15 protein-coding genes and 1 pseudogene are annotated in these 16181 nt (G+C 71.4%); 4 read left to right on the top strand and 12 right to left on the bottom strand.

Annotated features, from left to right (window positions below):
• The 5 genes from M3Q23_06475 to M3Q23_06455 all read right to left on the bottom strand — a co-directional run.
• Positions 1–1258: SMC family ATPase (locus M3Q23_06475; protein ID MDP9341738.1), on the bottom strand; the 1258-nt coding region annotated here is incomplete at its 3' end.
• Between the two features lies 1 nt (position 1259).
• Positions 1260–2390, bottom strand: coding sequence for a DNA repair exonuclease (locus M3Q23_06470; GenBank protein ID MDP9341737.1), 1131 nt, complete (start codon positions 2388–2390; stop codon positions 1260–1262).
• Complete coding sequence (locus tag M3Q23_06465) at positions 2391–3974, bottom strand: ATP-binding protein (protein ID MDP9341736.1); 1584 nt, start codon at positions 3972–3974, stop codon at positions 2391–2393.
• Between the two features lie 4 nt (positions 3975–3978).
• A complete protein-coding gene (locus M3Q23_06460; protein MDP9341735.1) occupies positions 3979–5058 on the bottom strand; it encodes a DNA double-strand break repair nuclease NurA in 1080 nt (359 codons plus the stop codon).
• Between the two features lie 97 nt (positions 5059–5155).
• Positions 5156–6169 (bottom strand): zinc-binding dehydrogenase, encoded by a 1014-nt coding sequence (locus M3Q23_06455; GenBank protein MDP9341734.1) that lies wholly within the window; start codon positions 6167–6169, stop codon positions 5156–5158.
• 28 nt (positions 6170–6197) lie between these two features.
• On the opposite strand from M3Q23_06455, the gene M3Q23_06450 reads away from it, so the two are divergent.
• Positions 6198–6596: a DUF3052 domain-containing protein gene (locus M3Q23_06450; protein ID MDP9341733.1), complete on the top strand. Its 399-nt coding sequence runs from the start codon at positions 6198–6200 to the stop codon at positions 6594–6596.
• Positions 6597–6599: 3 nt separating this feature from the next.
• Here M3Q23_06450 and M3Q23_06445 read toward each other — a convergent pair whose 3' ends face one another.
• Positions 6600–6926 carry a hypothetical protein gene (locus M3Q23_06445; protein ID MDP9341732.1) on the bottom strand — a complete coding sequence of 109 codons (327 nt, stop codon included), beginning with the start codon at positions 6924–6926 and terminating at the stop codon, positions 6600–6602.
• 2 nt (positions 6927–6928) lie between these two features.
• On the bottom strand, positions 6929–8221 hold the full coding sequence (locus M3Q23_06440; protein MDP9341731.1) for a PspC domain-containing protein: 1293 nt from the start codon (positions 8219–8221) through the stop codon (positions 6929–6931).
• A 135-nt stretch (positions 8222–8356) separates the two neighbouring features.
• On the opposite strand from M3Q23_06440, the gene M3Q23_06435 reads away from it, so the two are divergent.
• Together M3Q23_06435 and M3Q23_06430 are read left to right on the top strand one after the other, a co-directional pair.
• Entirely contained in the window at positions 8357–9679 is a 1323-nt protein-coding gene (locus M3Q23_06435; protein MDP9341730.1) for a PspC domain-containing protein, read from the top strand.
• On the top strand, positions 9676–10332 hold the full coding sequence (locus tag M3Q23_06430) for a response regulator transcription factor (protein MDP9341729.1): 657 nt from the start codon (positions 9676–9678) through the stop codon (positions 10330–10332). Before M3Q23_06435 ends, M3Q23_06430 begins: the two co-directional genes overlap by 4 nt.
• 32 nt (positions 10333–10364) lie before the next feature.
• Here the strand turns inward: M3Q23_06430 and M3Q23_06425 are convergent, their stop codons facing one another.
• The 3 genes and pseudogenes from M3Q23_06425 to M3Q23_06415 all read right to left on the bottom strand — a co-directional run bounded on the left by M3Q23_06425 (position 10365) and on the right by M3Q23_06415 (position 12685).
• Positions 10365–11711 carry a DPP IV N-terminal domain-containing protein gene (locus M3Q23_06425; protein ID MDP9341728.1) on the bottom strand — a complete coding sequence of 449 codons (1347 nt, stop codon included), beginning with the start codon at positions 11709–11711 and terminating at the stop codon, positions 10365–10367.
• A gap of 204 nt (positions 11712–11915) precedes the next feature.
• Complete coding sequence (locus M3Q23_06420) at positions 11916–12443, bottom strand: YbhB/YbcL family Raf kinase inhibitor-like protein (protein MDP9341727.1); 528 nt, start codon at positions 12441–12443, stop codon at positions 11916–11918.
• 39 nt (positions 12444–12482) lie between these two features.
• Positions 12483–12685: pseudogene (locus M3Q23_06415) on the bottom strand (IS1 family transposase).
• Positions 12686–12793: 108 nt separating this feature from the next.
• Between M3Q23_06415 and M3Q23_06410 the strand changes: the two are divergent.
• Positions 12794–13159, top strand: coding sequence for a hypothetical protein (locus M3Q23_06410; protein MDP9341726.1), 366 nt, complete (start codon positions 12794–12796; stop codon positions 13157–13159).
• A 584-nt stretch (positions 13160–13743) separates the two neighbouring features.
• Here the strand turns inward: M3Q23_06410 and M3Q23_06405 are convergent.
• Complete coding sequence (locus M3Q23_06405) at positions 13744–14910, bottom strand: acyl-CoA dehydrogenase family protein (GenBank protein ID MDP9341725.1); 1167 nt, start codon at positions 14908–14910, stop codon at positions 13744–13746.
• Between the two features lie 52 nt (positions 14911–14962).
• Positions 14963–16174: a beta-lactamase family protein gene (locus M3Q23_06400; GenBank protein MDP9341724.1), complete on the bottom strand. Its 1212-nt coding sequence runs from the start codon at positions 16172–16174 to the stop codon at positions 14963–14965.
• Between the last annotated feature and the right edge of the window lie 7 nt (positions 16175–16181).

Here is a 16181-nt window from a genome sequence, read left to right as displayed (position 1 = left end):
CCTCGCGGGTGCCCTTCTCTTCGGCCTGGGCCAGGCGCCTGGCCGCGGCGACCTCGGTGCGGCAGTGGCGCACATACCCGGCGAAGTCGTCGCCCAGCGGCCGGCCACATGTCGGGCAGGGTTGGGTGGGATCGGCTTCCGAGGCCCGGGCCAGGCGCTCCTCGGCGTCGGCCAGGCCCCGTTGCGCATGGTCCCGGCGGGCCGTGGCGTCGGCCAGCGCGGCCTCGGCCGAGCGAAGGGTTTCCTCGGCCCCGTCCAGATCGGCCCCGGCCGCGGCCTCGTCGATCTCCGCGAGCGCGGCGAGCTGGGCCTCCGCCGCCGCCAGCCTCCGCGCCACATCCGACCACCGGTCGGCCAGCTTCAGGCGATCATCGACCCCTTCCAGCGATGCGGCCTCGGCCTCGAGGTTGGGGAGCTCGGCTAGGCCTCGCCCCAGCCCGGCCACGCGCTCCGTCCGTTCCTGGAGCTCGGTGGCCAGGCGGTCACGCTGTTCCGTCCGGGCCAGCAGCTCCGCGGTGAGCGTGGCCACTCGCTGGCGGACCCGGTCGGCGGCGTCGAACCGGTTGCGGGTCTCCTTGGCCCGGGCCGCGGCGGCCCGGAGGTCCCGGGCGGCGGCGGTGGAGGCGGCCGTGGCCTCGGCCGCGGTTTCCCGTGCCTCCTTCAGGTCTGCCTCCAGCGCGGCGACGTCGGCCACCGCGCCCTCCAGCTGCGTGGCGGCCACCTTGGTGGCCCGGGCTTCCCGTCGGGCCGCTGCCAGGGCGTCGTCCACCGGCCGGATGCCGAGGAGTCGGATGGCCATCTCCTTGCGCTTGCCCGGGGTGACCTCCGAGAAGGCGTCCAGCTGCTTCTGCTCCGCGAACACCGAGGCCCGGAAGACCCGCAGGTCCATATGGAGCAACCGGCGGACCTCGGCCTCGACCTCGGTGGTGCCGGAGGCGAGGACCAGGCCGCCCACGTACAGCTCGGCCTCCGGCGTGTGGCCCTTCCCGCGGATCGAGCGGCGGACCTCGTACTGCTGGCCGCCGTGCTCGAAGACCATCCGGACCTCGCAGTCCGTGAGCAGACCCTGGGTCCGGATCTCGTTCTTCTTGGTCCGGGCGGCGTCGACGCCGTACAACGCGAACGCGATCGATTCGACGAGCGTCGACTTTCCGCCGCCGTTGGGGCCGAAGACGCCGATGACCTGGTCCCCAGGGAGCTCCAGGTCGACCTCCTCGAACACCCGGTAGTTGCGGAGGGACAGCTCGCGGACCCTCACCTCACACGGTCTCCCCTCGCGCCTCCTCCAGGAACCGGCTGCCCAGGGCGGTGACCCGCTCACGGTCCAGGCCGGCCAGGTCCTGGAGCTCGACGTAGGCGGCCCACTCGTGCTCCAGCGACCCGATGGTGGGGGCGCCCTGGACGGCCATGGACGCGGCGCCGAAGTCCGGCTCCACCTGCACGTACAGCGCGCCGGGGACCGCTTCCTGGAACTGCTCGTGCGCGACCTGCCGGTACGCGGCCGGGTCGACCTCGTTCAGGAACACCCGGACGATGGCCTTCCCGGGCATGCCCTTCGCTTCCCGCTCCACGGCGTCGATCAGCTCGCTCGCGGACAGGCCGGCCGCGCGCACGGCGCACGTGACCAGGGGCCGGGTGTCCGGGTTGGCGACGGGCTCGACCTTCCCCGTGTCGGTGTCCAGGACCACGAGCCCCTTCGCCGCCTCCGGCGAGTCCGCGAACGAGAACGTGTCGGTTGAGCCCGCGTACCAGGTGCGCTTGGAGACCTTCTGGTAGGCGTGGTAATGCCCCAGGAGGACCACGTCGAAGCGGCGGTCGAACGCTCCCTCCTCCACCTCCAGCTCGTTGATGTCGCGCCAGGCCCGGGCGGGGAGCGACGTGAGGGCCACGTGGGCCAGGAGCAGGTTCGTGGCGTCGGTCGCGGCGGCGGCGCCCGCGGCGTGGAGCTGGGCCTTCAGCGCGTCGACGGACAGCGCCTGCGGCACCGCGTGGACGCGGACGCCGGCCAGCTCGGTCGCCACCGCCTCCATCCGCCAGGCGAACGCGACGCTCGGGAACACCCGCTCCAGGGCGTCGTACGGCGAGCCCGTTCCCCGAACTCGGGGGGTGTCGTGGTTCCCAGAGATGGCGACGCCGCGGAGGCCGGCGTCGGTCAGCCGCTGGAGGCCCGCCAGGACGTGGGCGAACGTGCGGTAGGTGGGCCGAGCGTGGTCGAAAACGTCGCCCAGCCACAGGAACCCGTCCGGCTGGAGCTCGATCGTCTTACGTACCGCCCAGTCGAACGAGCGCAGAAAGTCCTCCTCCCGGAGGTTCCGCCCCTCGTCGTCTCGAAGGTGGGCCAGGTGGGTCCGTCCGAGGTGGGCGTCCCCGAACGCGACCAGGCGGGCCATTCAGTCCACGAGCCCGCGGCTGGCGCCGGCGGGCCGGTCGGGCAGCGGCGAGGGGCCGCGGACGGACTTCAGGTACTCCTCGTACAGGAACACCTGGGCGGGCACGGCGAACGGCAGCTCCACGTTGGTGATGATGGACTCGCCGGGCATGAGGGTCTGGATCTCGGGGCCCAGGTCCGAGATGTCCTGCTTGGACGAACCCCGCAGGATGTTGCGGTCCCGCTCGTCGGCCAGGCCCAGGATGAAGAACGTGTTGAACTGCGACAGCAGTTCGTCGTCGATGAGCTTGGGCTGCTGCGAGACGGCGCACAGGCCCACCCGGAACTTCCGGCCCTCCCGGGCCACCCGCGGGAACACGTTCTCCTCCGAGCGCTTGACCTTGGACAGGACCCGCTGCGCCTCCTCCAGGGCCACCAGGGCCGGCGGCAGGGCCTCGAAGCGCTCGCGGTCCTCGAGGTAGGCCGTGGCGTACTCGTCCATCAGCCGCCGGGTGATGACGGAGGCCACCAGGATCTCCTCCATCGACGACAGCCCGGAGGAGTCCACCAGCACCGAGTAGCCGTTCGCCAGCTCGTCGACGATCCGCCCCGACAGGGAGGGCTGCGTCAGGTCCCGGCTCACGCAGGGGAGGTCCAGGATGCGCTGGGCCCGGCGCTGGATGACCTGGAGGGTGCTGGTGGCCACGCCGAGCTGCTCGGCCAGGACCTGCACGTCGGGCTCCTCCCCCACCCGGGTGATCCATTCCTCCCGGAAGAACCGGACCAGGCGGTAGATGGCGTCCTCCTGGGCGTGGCTCCACTCGTAGGCGGTCTGGAGGTCGCCCACGGTCAGCTCGGCCAGCGACAGGCGCAGCGAGGTTGCGCCCGCCCCCGATGCCCGGGTGGCGTAGACGCGGAGCCGGTCGGCCGCCCACGGGTGGTGACGGAGGCCGCGGCGAGTGCCGACGCCGCCCTCCAGGTACTCGCCGTGGGGGTCGAACAGCAGGAACGTGTACCGGCCCTGGGAGGCCAGGACCTGCCCGGCCAGGACCTTCATGAGGTTCGATTTCCCCATGCCGGTGGTGGCGAAGACGCCGACGTGGGAGGTCAGCGTGGAGCCGCGGATGCCCACCTCGAGGTCGATGGTGTCCTCGCCGGAGCGCAGCAGCCCGATGGACAGATCGCCCATCCGTTCCCGCAGGAACGCGAAGTCCTCGGCGGTGGGGGCGGTGACCCGGGCGAACTGGGCCGGCAGCGACTTCGGCTTGCGGAACTCCCCGCCGGCGTCGATGTAGCCGAGCGGGGCGCACGTGGCCACCTTGTACAGGCGCTGCTCCGGGTCGTGCAGCCGGTACGGCGCGCCGGCCGCGTCGCCCGTCATATAGGCGCCGGCGGTCCGCTCGGCCCAGTTCGGGTCGCTCGAGTCCGAGCCGTACGTGACCTGGACCACCCGGAACAGGAACCGCCGGGCCCGCTCGGGGTCCTCGGCCACCAACAGCTCCCCCAGGAAAAGGTCGGCGCCGTAGAAGGACCGGAACGTCGCCTCCAGGACGTTCCGGCCGAAGATCCGGCCCTTGTACTCGTGGTCTCGTCCGGTTCCGCTCATGCCCTCAGCTCCGGTTCAGCACTTCGTGGAAGTCCTGGAACAGCACCTCGATGTCGTCCTCGGACATGCCGTGGCGGGACAGGGCGCCGCGGAAGGACCGCCGCAGGTCGGCCACGGCGTAGCCGCCGACCCTCGCGACCTGGTGGGCCCGGGCAAGCGGGTAGGGATAGCCCACGAACGCGGGGTCGCCGGCGGCCCCGGCAAGACGCGACAGCACCTGGTCGGGACCCGCCGGACCCCGGGCGACGTCCACCCGGAACGCATACGGGGCGGTCGGCGCGAGGTGGGCCACGAAGATCTCCCCTACGTACAGCCGGCCGAAGGTGGGGTCGGTGGAGATCCTGGCCGCCCACGGCACCGGCCCCAGCTCGCGGTCCCCCCGGCGCTTGAGGAGCGTGACCAGCGGCGCGTTCCGGCCCCAGAACAGCGTGGAGGCCTTCACCACGCCGGCGAGCGAGACCCCTCGCTCCTGGGCCTCGGAATGGACCCGCCGGGGGACGTCGGGCGGGACCAGCGGCCCCCCGTGCAGCGACCCGTCCACCAGGACCAGGTCGCCGGGCGCGGCTTCCCGGACCGTCCTGGCGACCTCCGCCCATTCGGCCCACTCGCGCATGGCGTCCACCGGGCGCGGGAGCTCCGGCAGGCGCTCGGGAGCTTCACCGCACAGCTCCGTGAGCACCTCCCGGGCGATCGACTGCACCTCGTCCGCGGACAGGGCCCGCACCGTGAGCGGCGGGGACTCCACCAGATCCGTGATCCCCCGGCGCAGCCGCACCCGCCCGGCCCGGTACGCGGCGACCTGAAACGACCGCCCGTCCGCCAGCAGGCACGAGCCGCCGTCCACCGCCCACACGGTTCCGGGGTCCGTCGGCGCGATGGTCCGGAGCTCGAAGGCGTCCGGATGGCCGGCCACGACCAGGTCGTCGGCCAGCCCGATCTGCCCCTCCGCCACCCGGATGTCCGATCCGGGCCGCTCCAGGAGGTCGACCACGAACGTGGCCGCGTCGTCGAGCCCCATGGAGTCCGCGAGGTCCGGCGCCGACAGGATCCGCACGGGCGCGGGCGTTTCCCCCCCGGCCGTCACCGGCCGGCTCCCACCACCAGCATCAGCCGAAGGATAGCCGCCCCCAAGGACACGCCCAAGGAACGACGGCGAATTGGCGAAGTTCTTCGGATCGGGCTCAGTGACCGCCCGGCTGGACGCCGTCGGGGACCACGACGACCTTGCCGAAGGCCCGGCGTTCCTCGAGCTCGGCGACCGCTTCCCGTGCTTTCGACAGCGGAAAGACGCCGTGGACCACCGGGTCGAGCTGGCCGCGGGCCACGTCGTCCACCAGGCGCTCGAGGTCCTCGCGGGTCCAGCCGTCGGAGCCAAGGATGTCGAGCTCCCGGGTCCACACGTACCGGAGGTCGGTGACGGCCTCGTAGCCGGTGGTGGCGCCGCACGTCACCACCCGGCCCTCCGGCCGGGTGCACCGGATCGAGCCCTGCCAGGTCTCCCGCCCCAGGTAGTCGACCACAACGTCCGCGCCACGCTGATCGGTGAGCTCCCACACCCGGCTGCTGAAGTCCTCCCACGCGGTGTCCACCGTCTCCGCCGCGCCCAGGTCCCGGAGCCGGGCCAGCTTCGCCTCCGAGGACGAGCACGCGATGACCCGGGCACCGGCCCGGCCGGCCAGTTGGACGCAGGCGACCCCCACGCCGCCGGCCGCTCCCAGCACGACCACGGTTTCGCCGGGCCGGAGCCGGGCCCGGTGGAACAGCATCCGCCGGGCCGTCCCGTAGGCGACGGGAAGGGCCGCGTAGCGCACGACGTCACCGGTGGGATGGGGCAGCGGGATCGCGTTGTCGGCGGGCGCGACGACGAACTCGGCCAGGCCGCCCCATTCGTGCTCGCCCAGCATGCCCCGTCCGACGATGGGGTCGAGCAGCACCAGCGTGCCGACCAGCCGGCGGGCCTGGTCGTCGCCGCTCTCCTCCACCCACCCCACGATGTCGCCACCGGGGACGTGCGGCAGCTCCAGCCGGACGCCCGGCATCCCTCGGCGCACGAAGATGTCCAGGTGGTTCAGCGCGCAGGCGACCACCCGGACCAGGATCTCTCCCGGTCCGGGCTCGGGGCGCTCGATCTCCCCGTACTCCAGGGCCTCCGGGCCGCCGTGCTCCCGCACGAACGCCGCGCGCATCAGGGCCATGTCACGGCGATGGTACGGTGCCGCGGCCATGGCGCGTGACGACGCCCCCTCCACCAAGCCGCTCGTCGACAAGCTCGGCGTGAAGGAAGGGCAGCGGGTGTCCGTGGTCGGCCTGGACGATCCCGGATTCGTCCAGCAGGTCCTGGAGCGCGGGGCCGACGTGCGGGTGGGACGGCGCCAGGTTGGCGCCGACCTGATGGTGGTGGGCGTGGAGCGCCGCGAGGAGCTTCCCCGGCTCCGGACGCACCGTGCGTTCATCGCCAGGGACGGCGCGATCTGGGTGGTGTGGCCGAAGGGGAGCAAGGCCGTGAACGAGAACGATGTCCGCGACGCCGCCCTGGAGGCGGGGCTGGTCGACGTGAAGGTGGTGAGCTTCTCCCCCACGCGCTCCGCGCTGAAGCTGGTCTTCCGCCTGAAGGACCGGTAGCGGTCAGTCCTCGCCGGAGGTGGCGTCCGCCGAGACGTCGCGTGGTTCGTCCGAGTCATGGAGGTCGAAGCCGGACTCGCGGCCGGCCTCCGGCCCCTGTGGGGGCGCGTCGGGCTGGGGCGCCGTCGCCGGCCCGGGAACGGCGCGGTCAGGATCCCGGCGCCGCGTCGTGGCCAGCAGGGCCAGCCCCACCGCGATCAGCGGGACGGGCCACAGCCACCGCAGGTGCAGGTCGCCCAGGTCCACCCGCCCGCTCAGGAAGGCCAGGCCGAGGACGGCGAAGATCATGCCGAACACGAACGAGATGGGGTCGAACTCGTGCCGTCGCATCCCTAGCCTCCTTTCGCCGCCGGTCGGGCCAGGCCGACCGAGGACCGGTACACCAGGATTCGCCCGAACGACACCGCGAGGTCCAGCTCGAGCCGGCCGCCGGCCGCCGGCCCCGTGGTTCGGCGGGCGTCCACGTTCAGTCCGTTCGAGTCGTTCCCCAGCACGGCCAGCTCGCCGGCACCGGCCTCGGCGTGGACCGAGGCGTTCACGCCCCGCGGCAGGACCACCTCGATGTACCCGGCCACCATGGACGCGTCCACGTGCACCGGCGAGGGCCCCAGGCGCAGCCGGGACAGGTCCAAGACCATCCGCCCGGCGATCTGCCGGTACACCGGGCGGACATCCGTGACCACCCGGGGCCCGAAGAAGCGGTCACCGACGCCGCCCCGGATGGGGACGTTCACCAGGCTCGCCAGCAGTACGAACGGCGTCAGCAGGATGGACAGCACGATCAAGCCCCGGGAACGCCCCCACCACGTCCCCACCAGCAGGCCCACTCCCAGCACGGCGAGAGCCAAGGCCAGGTAGGCACCCACGCCGATGTCGATGACTCCGGCGTTGCCCAGCAGGGCGGCCACACCCACCGCGAGCAGCGTCACGCCGACGGTGCCCCAGAACAGCCCCCGATCACGCGGAGCCCGCCTTCGCCGGGGGGACGGCGGGATCCACAGGGGCGTTCGAACCTCGGGACGCGCGGGCGGCTCGGGAGGCGGAGGCGGGCCCGGCGGGCCGGGGGGTGCGGGAGGTGCGGGCGCGGTCGTGGTGACGGCGGCCGGCGGCGGCGGGGCGGAGAGGCCCGGTGTCTCGGGCGACGGGAACGGCGGCGGGTAGCTGAAGGCGGGGCCGGGCTCCGGCTCCCTGGAGGCGTGCCGGAACAGCAGGACCCCGATCACGACCAGCGTGATCCCCCATCCGACCGGCGCGCTCACCGCTCCGGTGGCGTTCGCCAGCAGGACGATGCCGACGGCCACGAGGGCCAGGGCCACCCACGAGGGCGACGCCTTCAGCCGCCGGACCACGTTCTCTCCCGGCGAGGCCACCTCGTGGCTGGGCGGGACCAGCAGCCACGCCACCCCATACGCCACGACGCCGGCCCCGCCCAGGAAGGCCAGGAGGACGAAGCCGATCCGCACCAGCGTGGGGTCGATGTCGAAGTAGTCGGCCAGACCCGCGGCGACGCCCGCGATCATCTTCCGGTCGGTGCGACGGTACAGCCGCCGGGAGTGCCCGGGCGGCGGAGGCGATGCCGGTGTGGGCGCCCCGGCGGTCTCCTGTGTGTCGCTGTGGCCGTTCATGGCCTCATGATGCGTCCGGGCACGCGGCCTCACCATCGGGGATCGCCCTGAAACAACCCTGAGTGCCCGCACCCATGCTCTCGGGGATGTTCCCGGTGGTGCCGGGCCGGAGCGCTGTGGCACCATCGAGCGAGCATGGCGACCAGATGTCGCCCTGCCGGACAGGAGGGCCCCATCGGCACCACCGCTTCACCCGAGCGAACCCCCGTCGGGAACCGCTCCACCACCGGCCCGCCTCGCCACCTGCGCGGGCGGCTCTCGTTCGGCCTGCGCCGGAGCCGGACGGACCGCATCGCGGCCGGCGTCGCGGCCGGGATGGGCGACCGGCTCGGCGTGGACCACGTGGTGGTCCGGCTGGCGTTCGTGGTGCTCGCGTTCGCGGGCGGGGTGGGCGTCCTGGTCTACCTGGTGCTGTGGGCGTTCTCGCCGGAGGCTTCCGACGACTCCGAGGCGAGGCCGGCCGCCACCCGGGTCCAGGACGTCGAACGCCTGGTGGCGTTCGCGTTCGTGGTCGGCGGGGCCCTGCTGCTGCTCCGCCAGGCCGGGGTGTGGTTCGGAGACGCCGTGGTGTGGCCGGTGGCCCTGGGGGCGTTCGGCTCGGCCCTCATCTGGACCCGAGCCGACGACGCCGGCCGGGCCCGCTTCGCCCGGGTGGCGTCCCGGGCCCGCTATCCGGTGGAGGGCGTGCTCACCGGAAGGATGTCCCGGTCCCGCATCCTCCTGGGAAGCCTCCTCATCGCCGGCGGCATGGCCGCCTTCCTGGCCGCCAACAACGCCCTGGTCGCGTTCCGCAACGTCGTGTTCGCCGTCGTGGTCACGGTCACCGGCCTGGGCCTGATCCTGGGCCCGTGGGTGTGGCGCATGGGCCGCCAGCTGGCGGAGGAGCGCCGCCAGCGGATCCGCTCCGAGGAGCGCGCCGAGATGGCGGCACACCTACACGACTCGGTCCTCCAGAGCCTGGCCCTGATCCAGCGCGCGTCGACCCCGCAGGAGATGGTGACCCTGGCCCGGGGCCAGGAACGGGAGCTCCGGGCCTGGCTGTACGGGCGGTCCGGGCCATCGGCACACGACCTGCTGAGCACCGCGATCGAGGAGATGGCCGGCCGGGTGGAGCGACTGCACCACGTGAAGGTGGAGGCGGTGGTGGTGGGCGACTGCCGGGTCGACGAGGGCGTCCAGGGCCTGGTCCAGTCCACGGGAGAGGCCGTGATGAACGCGGCGAAGCACGCGGGCGTGGACACGGTCTCCGTCTACGTCGAGGTGGAGGAGGACCAGGTCTCCGCGTTCGTCCGGGACCAGGGGAAGGGGTTCGTGCCGGCCGCCGTGCCCCGGGATCGCCGCGGCATCGCCGAATCCATCGAGGGGCGTATGGAGCGGGCCGGAGGGACGGCGATCGTGGACTCCGCGCCCGGCGAGGGCACCGAGGTCACGCTGCGGCTTCCCAGGAAGACGGCGTGACCCCGGGCCGGGACACCGACCCGATCCGGGTGTTCCTGGTGGACGACCACCGGCTGTTCCTGTCGGGCGTGCGCTCCGAGCTCGGGGAGCAGTTCGAGATCGTCGGGGACGCGGGGGACGCGGCGGCGGCCGTGGCCGGCATCCGCGCCACCAGCCCGGACGTGGTGGTGCTGGACGTCCACATGCCCGGCGGTGGAGGGGTCGCCGTGATCCGGGCGGTGGCCCCGGAGCAGCCCGGCGTGCGGTTCCTGGCCCTCTCGGTGTCCGACGCGGCCGACGACGTGATCGACGTCATCCGGGCAGGGGCCAGGGGCTACGTGACCAAGAGCATCGCCCCGGTCGAGCTGGCGGAGGCGATCCGGCGGGTCCGGGACGGGGACGCCGTGTTCTCGCCGCGCCTGGCCGGGTTCGTGCTGGACGCGTTCGCGGGAGAAGCGCCCGCCCGCTCCGACCCCGAGCTGGACCAGCTCACGGCCCGCGAACGGGAAGTCCTCCGCCACATCGCCCGGGGATATGCCTACAAGCAGATCGCCCGGCAGCTGCACATCTCGGTGAAGACGGTGGAGACCCACGTCTCCTCGGTGCTGCGCAAGCTCCAGCTGTCCAACCGGCACGAGCTGACCCGCTGGGCCACCGACCGTCGCCTGGTCTGACGCCTGGCCAGACGCGGCGGGCCCGAAGCCACTCAGCCGTGGATGGCGATGACCTGCTGGACCTGGCTGTTGTCGGCGGGATGCGCGTCGTCCCCGGAGCTCGCGACGGCGATGGCCACGTTGGCCGTCCTCTCCGACAGGCTCTGCGGGAACCGCCGGACCCGGACCCGGAACTTCACGGTGTCCGAATCTCCGGCCGGGATCGCACCGAGCTGGCAGGTCACCACCCGACCGCTCGCCGTGCATCGCCTGGCGGACACGAACGCCAGCAGGTGCGGAAGGGTCGCCTGGACGGTCACCCCCGACGCGTCCACGTTCCCGAGGTTGGTGACCTGATACGAGAGCCGCCGCTTCGACCCCGTGGCGAGCGGACCGACGTCCGGCGGATCGGCCAGGCCGAGGTCGAGCACGTGGGGCACCGCCGCCCACACCGGCTCGTTGCCGGCCGCCGGCGAGAACGGGGCGGCCGGACCCCCCGGGAAGGGCGCCACCCAGATCCGGTCGTCGGGGAACGGGCTGTCCGCGGGGCCGGAGGGATTCGAGGCGGCGCCCCGGTTGCTGGTGAACGCGAGCTCCGTCCCGTCGGGCGACCACGCCGGGAACTCGTCGCGGAAGGAGTGATCGTTGGTGAAGTCGGTCTGCTCGGAGCCATTCGGCTTCATGGTGTAGATCTCGGGGTCCTCGTCGCGGTTGGTCCGGAACGCGATCAGCGTGCCGTCGGGCGACCACGCCGGATACTCGTCGAACGCCTCGTTGTGCGTGATGTTGGTCTGGTTGGACCCGTCCGCGTTCATGACGTAGATCTCCGCGTCTCCGCCCCGGAACGACGTGAACGCGATCTTCGAGCCGTCCGGCGAGAACCGGGCCTGGTCGTCGAAGGACCCGTCGTCGGTCAGCCGGACCACGTTCGACCCGTCCGCGTTCATGACGTACAGCTGCGGATCGGTGTCGTGCTTGATGTCGATGTTGCTGCCGAACACGATCCTGGTGCCGTCCGGGGAGAACGAAGGCCAGGACTCCGAGTACGGGTCGGTGGTCAGCCGCTGCACGCCCGTCCCGTCGGCGTTCATGACGTACACGTCGCGGTTGCCGGCGTCGCGGTCCGAGATCCAGGCGATCTTCGTCCCGTCGGCCGACACCGCCGGCTGCGAGTCGTCCCCCGGATCGTGGGTCAGGTTGACCAGACCGGTCCCATCGGGGTTGATCGAGTAGATGTCGGCGTTGCCGGTCTGGCCGCCCACGAAGACGATCCTTCCGTTGGTGGGAGTGGCCTTCGGGCCCGCCGCGGCAGGCAGCGTTGCGCCGGCCGAGACGGCGAGCGCTGCGGCGAGCGCCGCGGCGAACGCCCGGTTGGGGAAGACGAACCGCCTGGATGTCATGGTGTCGACCTCGCGAATCGGATGGAATGGACGAAAATCGGCCCCCGTTGATACACCGCCGGTGCGGTGAACGACAACCCTCAGGAGGCGACAGCTTTGCGCGGGTCCCCCGGCGCCGGCCGCCCTCGAACGTTCACCATCCATGCCAAGGTTGTCCACGTCCCGGTTTGACGGGTAGTGTCTCAGTTTGGGCAGGCTATGGGCCTACCTCTCGTACCAGCCCTCGAGGAACGCGCGTCCCAGGGTACCGTTGAATAGGCTGAACATCAGCCAGGCGGGCGTCGCTTCCCTGTCAATCTCGATCTTCTCGGCGGCGAGGGCGAGGACCGCGAAGATGTAGCGGTGCTTTCCAGTGCCCGGCGGCGGCCCGGCGCCAACGTACCGCATCGTTCTGGCGTCGTTCGGGAGATGAAAGGCGCCCTCAGGGAGCCCCTTGCCGGACTTGTCGCCGGCGCCGGCAGGCAGCTCCGTGACGTTGCCGGGAATGTTCACCACGGCCCAGTGCCAGAAGCCGGTGACCGTGGGCGCTTCGGGGTCGCACATGGTGACCACGAAGCTCCGGGTCCCTGCAGGGAAGCCGCTCCAGGAGAGCTGCGGGGAGATGTCCTGGCCGCCGGCGCCGAAGACGCCGCTGACCTGCGGCATCTTCAGCTTCTCGCCCTCCCGTAAGTCGCTGCTGGTCAGTGAGAACGAAGCCGCTGGGGGAAGGTTCTCGTAGGGGTTCCAGCTCATACAGACTTCTCCTGTCCATGAGGTGGGGGGGTTGATCCTTCAGTCTAGCAACGCGGCGATCTCGTTCAAGGTCCAGGCGTGATCGGCCACGCCGCCGCCATCGCAGGGGGCCGAGGGTACGGATTCTTCAGACTCTTGTGCGGTCGAGCGAAGTTATAGAACTGGAAGTGGAGGGCGACCGCCGCCGCGTGGTTCTCGATCTTCTTCGAGAATCCGTTGGTCAGTCGAGTGAACCGCCGAATCCGGTCGGGGGCGCCTCGACCCCAGATTCGGCTCACGGGGAGTCGTCGCCGTGAGCTCGCGCCTCGCGTTCGGGGAGATCGCACTGGACGGGCGTGGCCGGATCCTGCTTGGGGGGGGCGGGGGTCGAGCGCCGTGGTCCCGGATTCGTCATCTACACGACCGTGTGGGCCGTCGAGCGCCGCCTGCCGAGCGGGGGACGGGATCATTCGTTCGCCATCAACGGACTGCTTCGCCTCCGGGGCTCGGTCTTCGGCGACGCCACCGACCTTGCCGTCGAGGGTGACAACCGAGTGCTGGTCTCGACGGGGTCAACCGACGACACGCGCGCGCATCCCCTAACGGTTGTGCGGCTCACCGCTCGGGGCGCGCTCGACCGCCGATTCGGAGACGGCGGAGTCGCGAGCGTGACGTTCCCGTCTCGCACCGCCACGCCCGAGCACGTCGCGCTCGCCCCCGACGGAGAGATCGTTTGAGCGGCAGCGTCGTCAAGTGGATGGGCCGATTTGCAGCCCCCACTGGGCAGTGGTGGCAATGCATGCGCAGGGTGGTCTCGACACAGACTTCGCCGCCCAGGGTGTGGCCGGCCTCGGTCCCGTTCACCCGATCGAGCTCGATATCGGTAGCGGGGGAAGCCGCTGTTCACCGCGTACAACGTGCTCCAGGACTTTACCGGCCTGTACAGGCTGAGGCCCGCTACCTGACCGGAGCAGGCTCCGCGGGCGCGCCCCATCATCAAGACGTACCTCGTCATCTACCGTCTGGAGGCAGCCGAGAAGCTCCCAGTCAGCTCCAGCCGTGGAGTTACTCGCGGGAGCCGAGCTGCCTGATCGTTCCCCCCATTCGAAGCCTCAGGCCAACCTGCCCTGACACCGGCGAATCACACTGCCCCGACCTCATCCCCGATAGTCCGGCGAGTCAGCAGCATTTCTCGACGCTCGTGACTTCATGGAGGTGCAAGAGGCCAGGATGGCGAAGAGGCCAGGATGGCAATGACGACTTCCTCTTCGGGCACCAGCTGGACAACCCGGCTGACGAGTCCGCGTCATGAACGCGCTGGTCAGAGAGCCTTCAGGACCTGGCGGGCGATCACCAGGCGCTGGATCTGGTTGGTGCCCTCGTAGATCTGGGTGATCTTGGCGTCCCGCATGAACCGCTCGACACCGTACTCGCGCATGTAGCCATACCCGCCCAGCAGCTGCACGGCGTCGGTGGTCACCGCCATCGCGGTGTCGGAGGCGTGGCACTTCGCCACCGACGCGAAGTAGGTCATCTGCGGGTCTTGCGCGTCGACCAGCGACGCCGCCTTGTACACCAGCAGCCGGGCCGCCTCGATCTGCATGGCCATGTCGGCCAGCATGAATTGGAGCCCCTGGAACCTGGCCAGCTTCTGGCCGAACTGCTCGCGCTCGGTCAGGTAACGCGCGGCGATGTCGAATGCGCCCTGGGCGATCCCCAGCGCCTGCGCCCCGATCGACGGCCGCGAGTAATCGAGGGTCCGCATGGCGATCTTGAACCCCTCGCCCTCCTGGCCGATCAGGCGATCGGCAGGGATCTCGGTGCGCTCGAGATAGACCTCACGGGTGGGCGAACCGTGGATGCCCATCTTCCGCTCCTCCTTGCCGAAGGAGACCCCCGGGTCGTCGCGGTACACCACGAACGCGGAGATGCCATCGGCACGGAGGGCCGGGTCGCGGGTGGCGAACACGGTGTAGGCGTCCGACACGCCGGCGCCGGTGATGAACCGCTTGGTCCCGCTCAGCCGGAAGCCGCCCCCGTCGGCGCCGCCCACCCGCTCGTAGCGGGTCTGCATGGCCACAGAATCGGACCCCGACCCCGGCTCCGTCAGCCCGTAGGACATCAAATGGTCGCCCCGGGAGATCCCCCCGAACAGCTCGTGCTTCAGCTGGTCGGAGCCGGAGAGCATCACCGGGATGGCCCCCAGCCGGGCCACCAGCGGGGTCAGCGCCGCTCCGGCGGAGACCCGGGAGATCTCCTCGATCATCACGGCGAACGTGAGCGACCCACCGCCGGCTCCCCCGAACTCCTCGGGGTACCCCACCGCCATCAGCTCGTTCTGGACCAGGAGCTCCCAGACGTCCTTGGGCCACTCGTCGGTCTCGTCGATGTCCGCGGCCCGCGGCGCGATGCGCTCCTCCGCGATCTCGCGGACCAGCGCGCGGAACTCCCGGAGGTCCTCGGGAAGCTCGAACGCGGTCTCGGTCACGGCCGACGCCTTTCCTGATGCGGCGGCCGGTAGCGTAGTACCGCCGGCCGCCTCAGTCGTCGATGGCCCCGTAGGCGGAGGTCCAGAAATCGAGGCACACGGCCGGAGGACTGGGGGAGGTCCAGCCCGCTTGGGTCATAAGGATGGTCACCATGTCCTCCCGGGGATCCGAGTGCCAGACCGTTCCCATGCCGCCGTCCCAGCCGAACGTGCCGACGGACCCCTCCATCCCGTCGACCCTGGTGACCACGGACAGGCCGAAGCCCCATCCGTGGCTGTCCCAGTACCCGGGGACCAGGCTGGACGACGCCTTCTGCTCGGGGGTCAGGTGGTCCGCCGTCATGAGCCCGACCGAGGGCCTCGACAGAATCCTCTCGCTGCCTCGCCGGCCCCCGTCCAGCATCATCTGGCCGAAGGCCAGGAAGTCGTCGGTCGTGGAGACCAGGCCTCCGGCGCCGGACGGGAACGCTGGCGGGCCGCTCCACTGGCCGCCCTCGGCCTCGTCATACAGCTCCAGCGCTCCGGTTCCGGGATCGGTCCAGTAGCTGGTGGCCAGGCGATCGAGCTCGGAGGCGGGCGGGCTGAATCCGGTGTCCTTCATGCCGAGCGGCTCGAAGATCCGTTCGCGCAGAAACGTCTCGAACGGCCGGCCGGCGGCCCGGGCGATCAGGACACCGAGGACGTCGGCCGCCGTGTTGTACATCCACTGCTCGCCCGGCTGATGCATGAGTGGCAGCGTCCCCAGGCGGCGGATCCATTCGTCCGGCTCGGGCGGCGTCGAGGGGCTCGGCGGTCCCTGGGCGAGGCGCAGCTCGTCCGTGGCCTGCTGGATCGGATAGGTGCCCGGCGGCGCCATCACCAGGCCGAAGCCCATCCGGAACGTGAGCAGGTCGCGCACGGTGATCGGCCGGTGCGCCGGCACGGTGTCGTCGAGCGGCCCGTCGAGCCGTTTCAGAACTCTCCTCCCGGACAGCTCGGGCAGCAGGCGATCCACCGGCTCGTCCAGCCGCAGCCTGCACTCCTCCACCAGGATCATCGTGGCCGCGGCGGTGACCGGCTTGGTCATCGAGGAGATGCGGAAGATGGTGTCGCGCCGCATCGGGTCGCTGCCCCTGAGCGCTTTCATCCCGATGGCGTCCACGTGCACCTCGCCGCGCCGGCTGACGAGCGTGACGAGACCGGGCACGCCGCCCCCCTCCACATGTCCGGCCATGACGTCGTGCATGCGGCCGAGCCGCGCCGTCGACAATCCGCCGGCGCTCATGCCCGTT

The sequence above is a fragment of the Actinomycetota bacterium genome (assembly GCA_030774015.1).
Lineage (GTDB): Bacteria > Actinomycetota > UBA4738 > UBA4738 > JACQTL01 > JALYLZ01.
Note: the sequence above shows the minus strand (reverse complement) of the source record. Positions and strands in the feature narration are given on the sequence as shown.

Excerpts from the sequence above, each read along its gene's own strand:
- M3Q23_06425 (MDP9341728.1), bottom strand. The coding sequence starts at position 11,711 with ATGACATCCAGGCGGTTCGTCTTCCCCAACCGGGCGTTCGCCGCGGCG.
- M3Q23_06470 (MDP9341737.1), bottom strand. The coding sequence starts at position 2,390 with ATGGCCCGCCTGGTCGCGTTCGGGGACGCCCACCTCGGACGGACCCAC.
- M3Q23_06455 (MDP9341734.1), bottom strand. The coding sequence starts at position 6,169 with ATGGCCCTGATGCGCGCGGCGTTCGTGCGGGAGCACGGCGGCCCGGAG.
- M3Q23_06435 (MDP9341730.1), top strand. The coding sequence starts at position 8,357 with ATGGCGACCAGATGTCGCCCTGCCGGACAGGAGGGCCCCATCGGCACC.
- M3Q23_06440 (MDP9341731.1), bottom strand. The coding sequence starts at position 8,221 with ATGAACGGCCACAGCGACACACAGGAGACCGCCGGGGCGCCCACACCG.
- M3Q23_06450 (MDP9341733.1), top strand. The coding sequence starts at position 6,198 with ATGGCGCGTGACGACGCCCCCTCCACCAAGCCGCTCGTCGACAAGCTC.
- M3Q23_06400 (MDP9341724.1), bottom strand. The coding sequence starts at position 16,174 with ATGAGCGCCGGCGGATTGTCGACGGCGCGGCTCGGCCGCATGCACGAC.
- M3Q23_06465 (MDP9341736.1), bottom strand. The coding sequence starts at position 3,974 with ATGAGCGGAACCGGACGAGACCACGAGTACAAGGGCCGGATCTTCGGC.
- M3Q23_06420 (MDP9341727.1), bottom strand. The coding sequence starts at position 12,443 with ATGAGCTGGAACCCCTACGAGAACCTTCCCCCAGCGGCTTCGTTCTCA.
- M3Q23_06445 (MDP9341732.1), bottom strand. The coding sequence starts at position 6,926 with ATGCGACGGCACGAGTTCGACCCCATCTCGTTCGTGTTCGGCATGATC.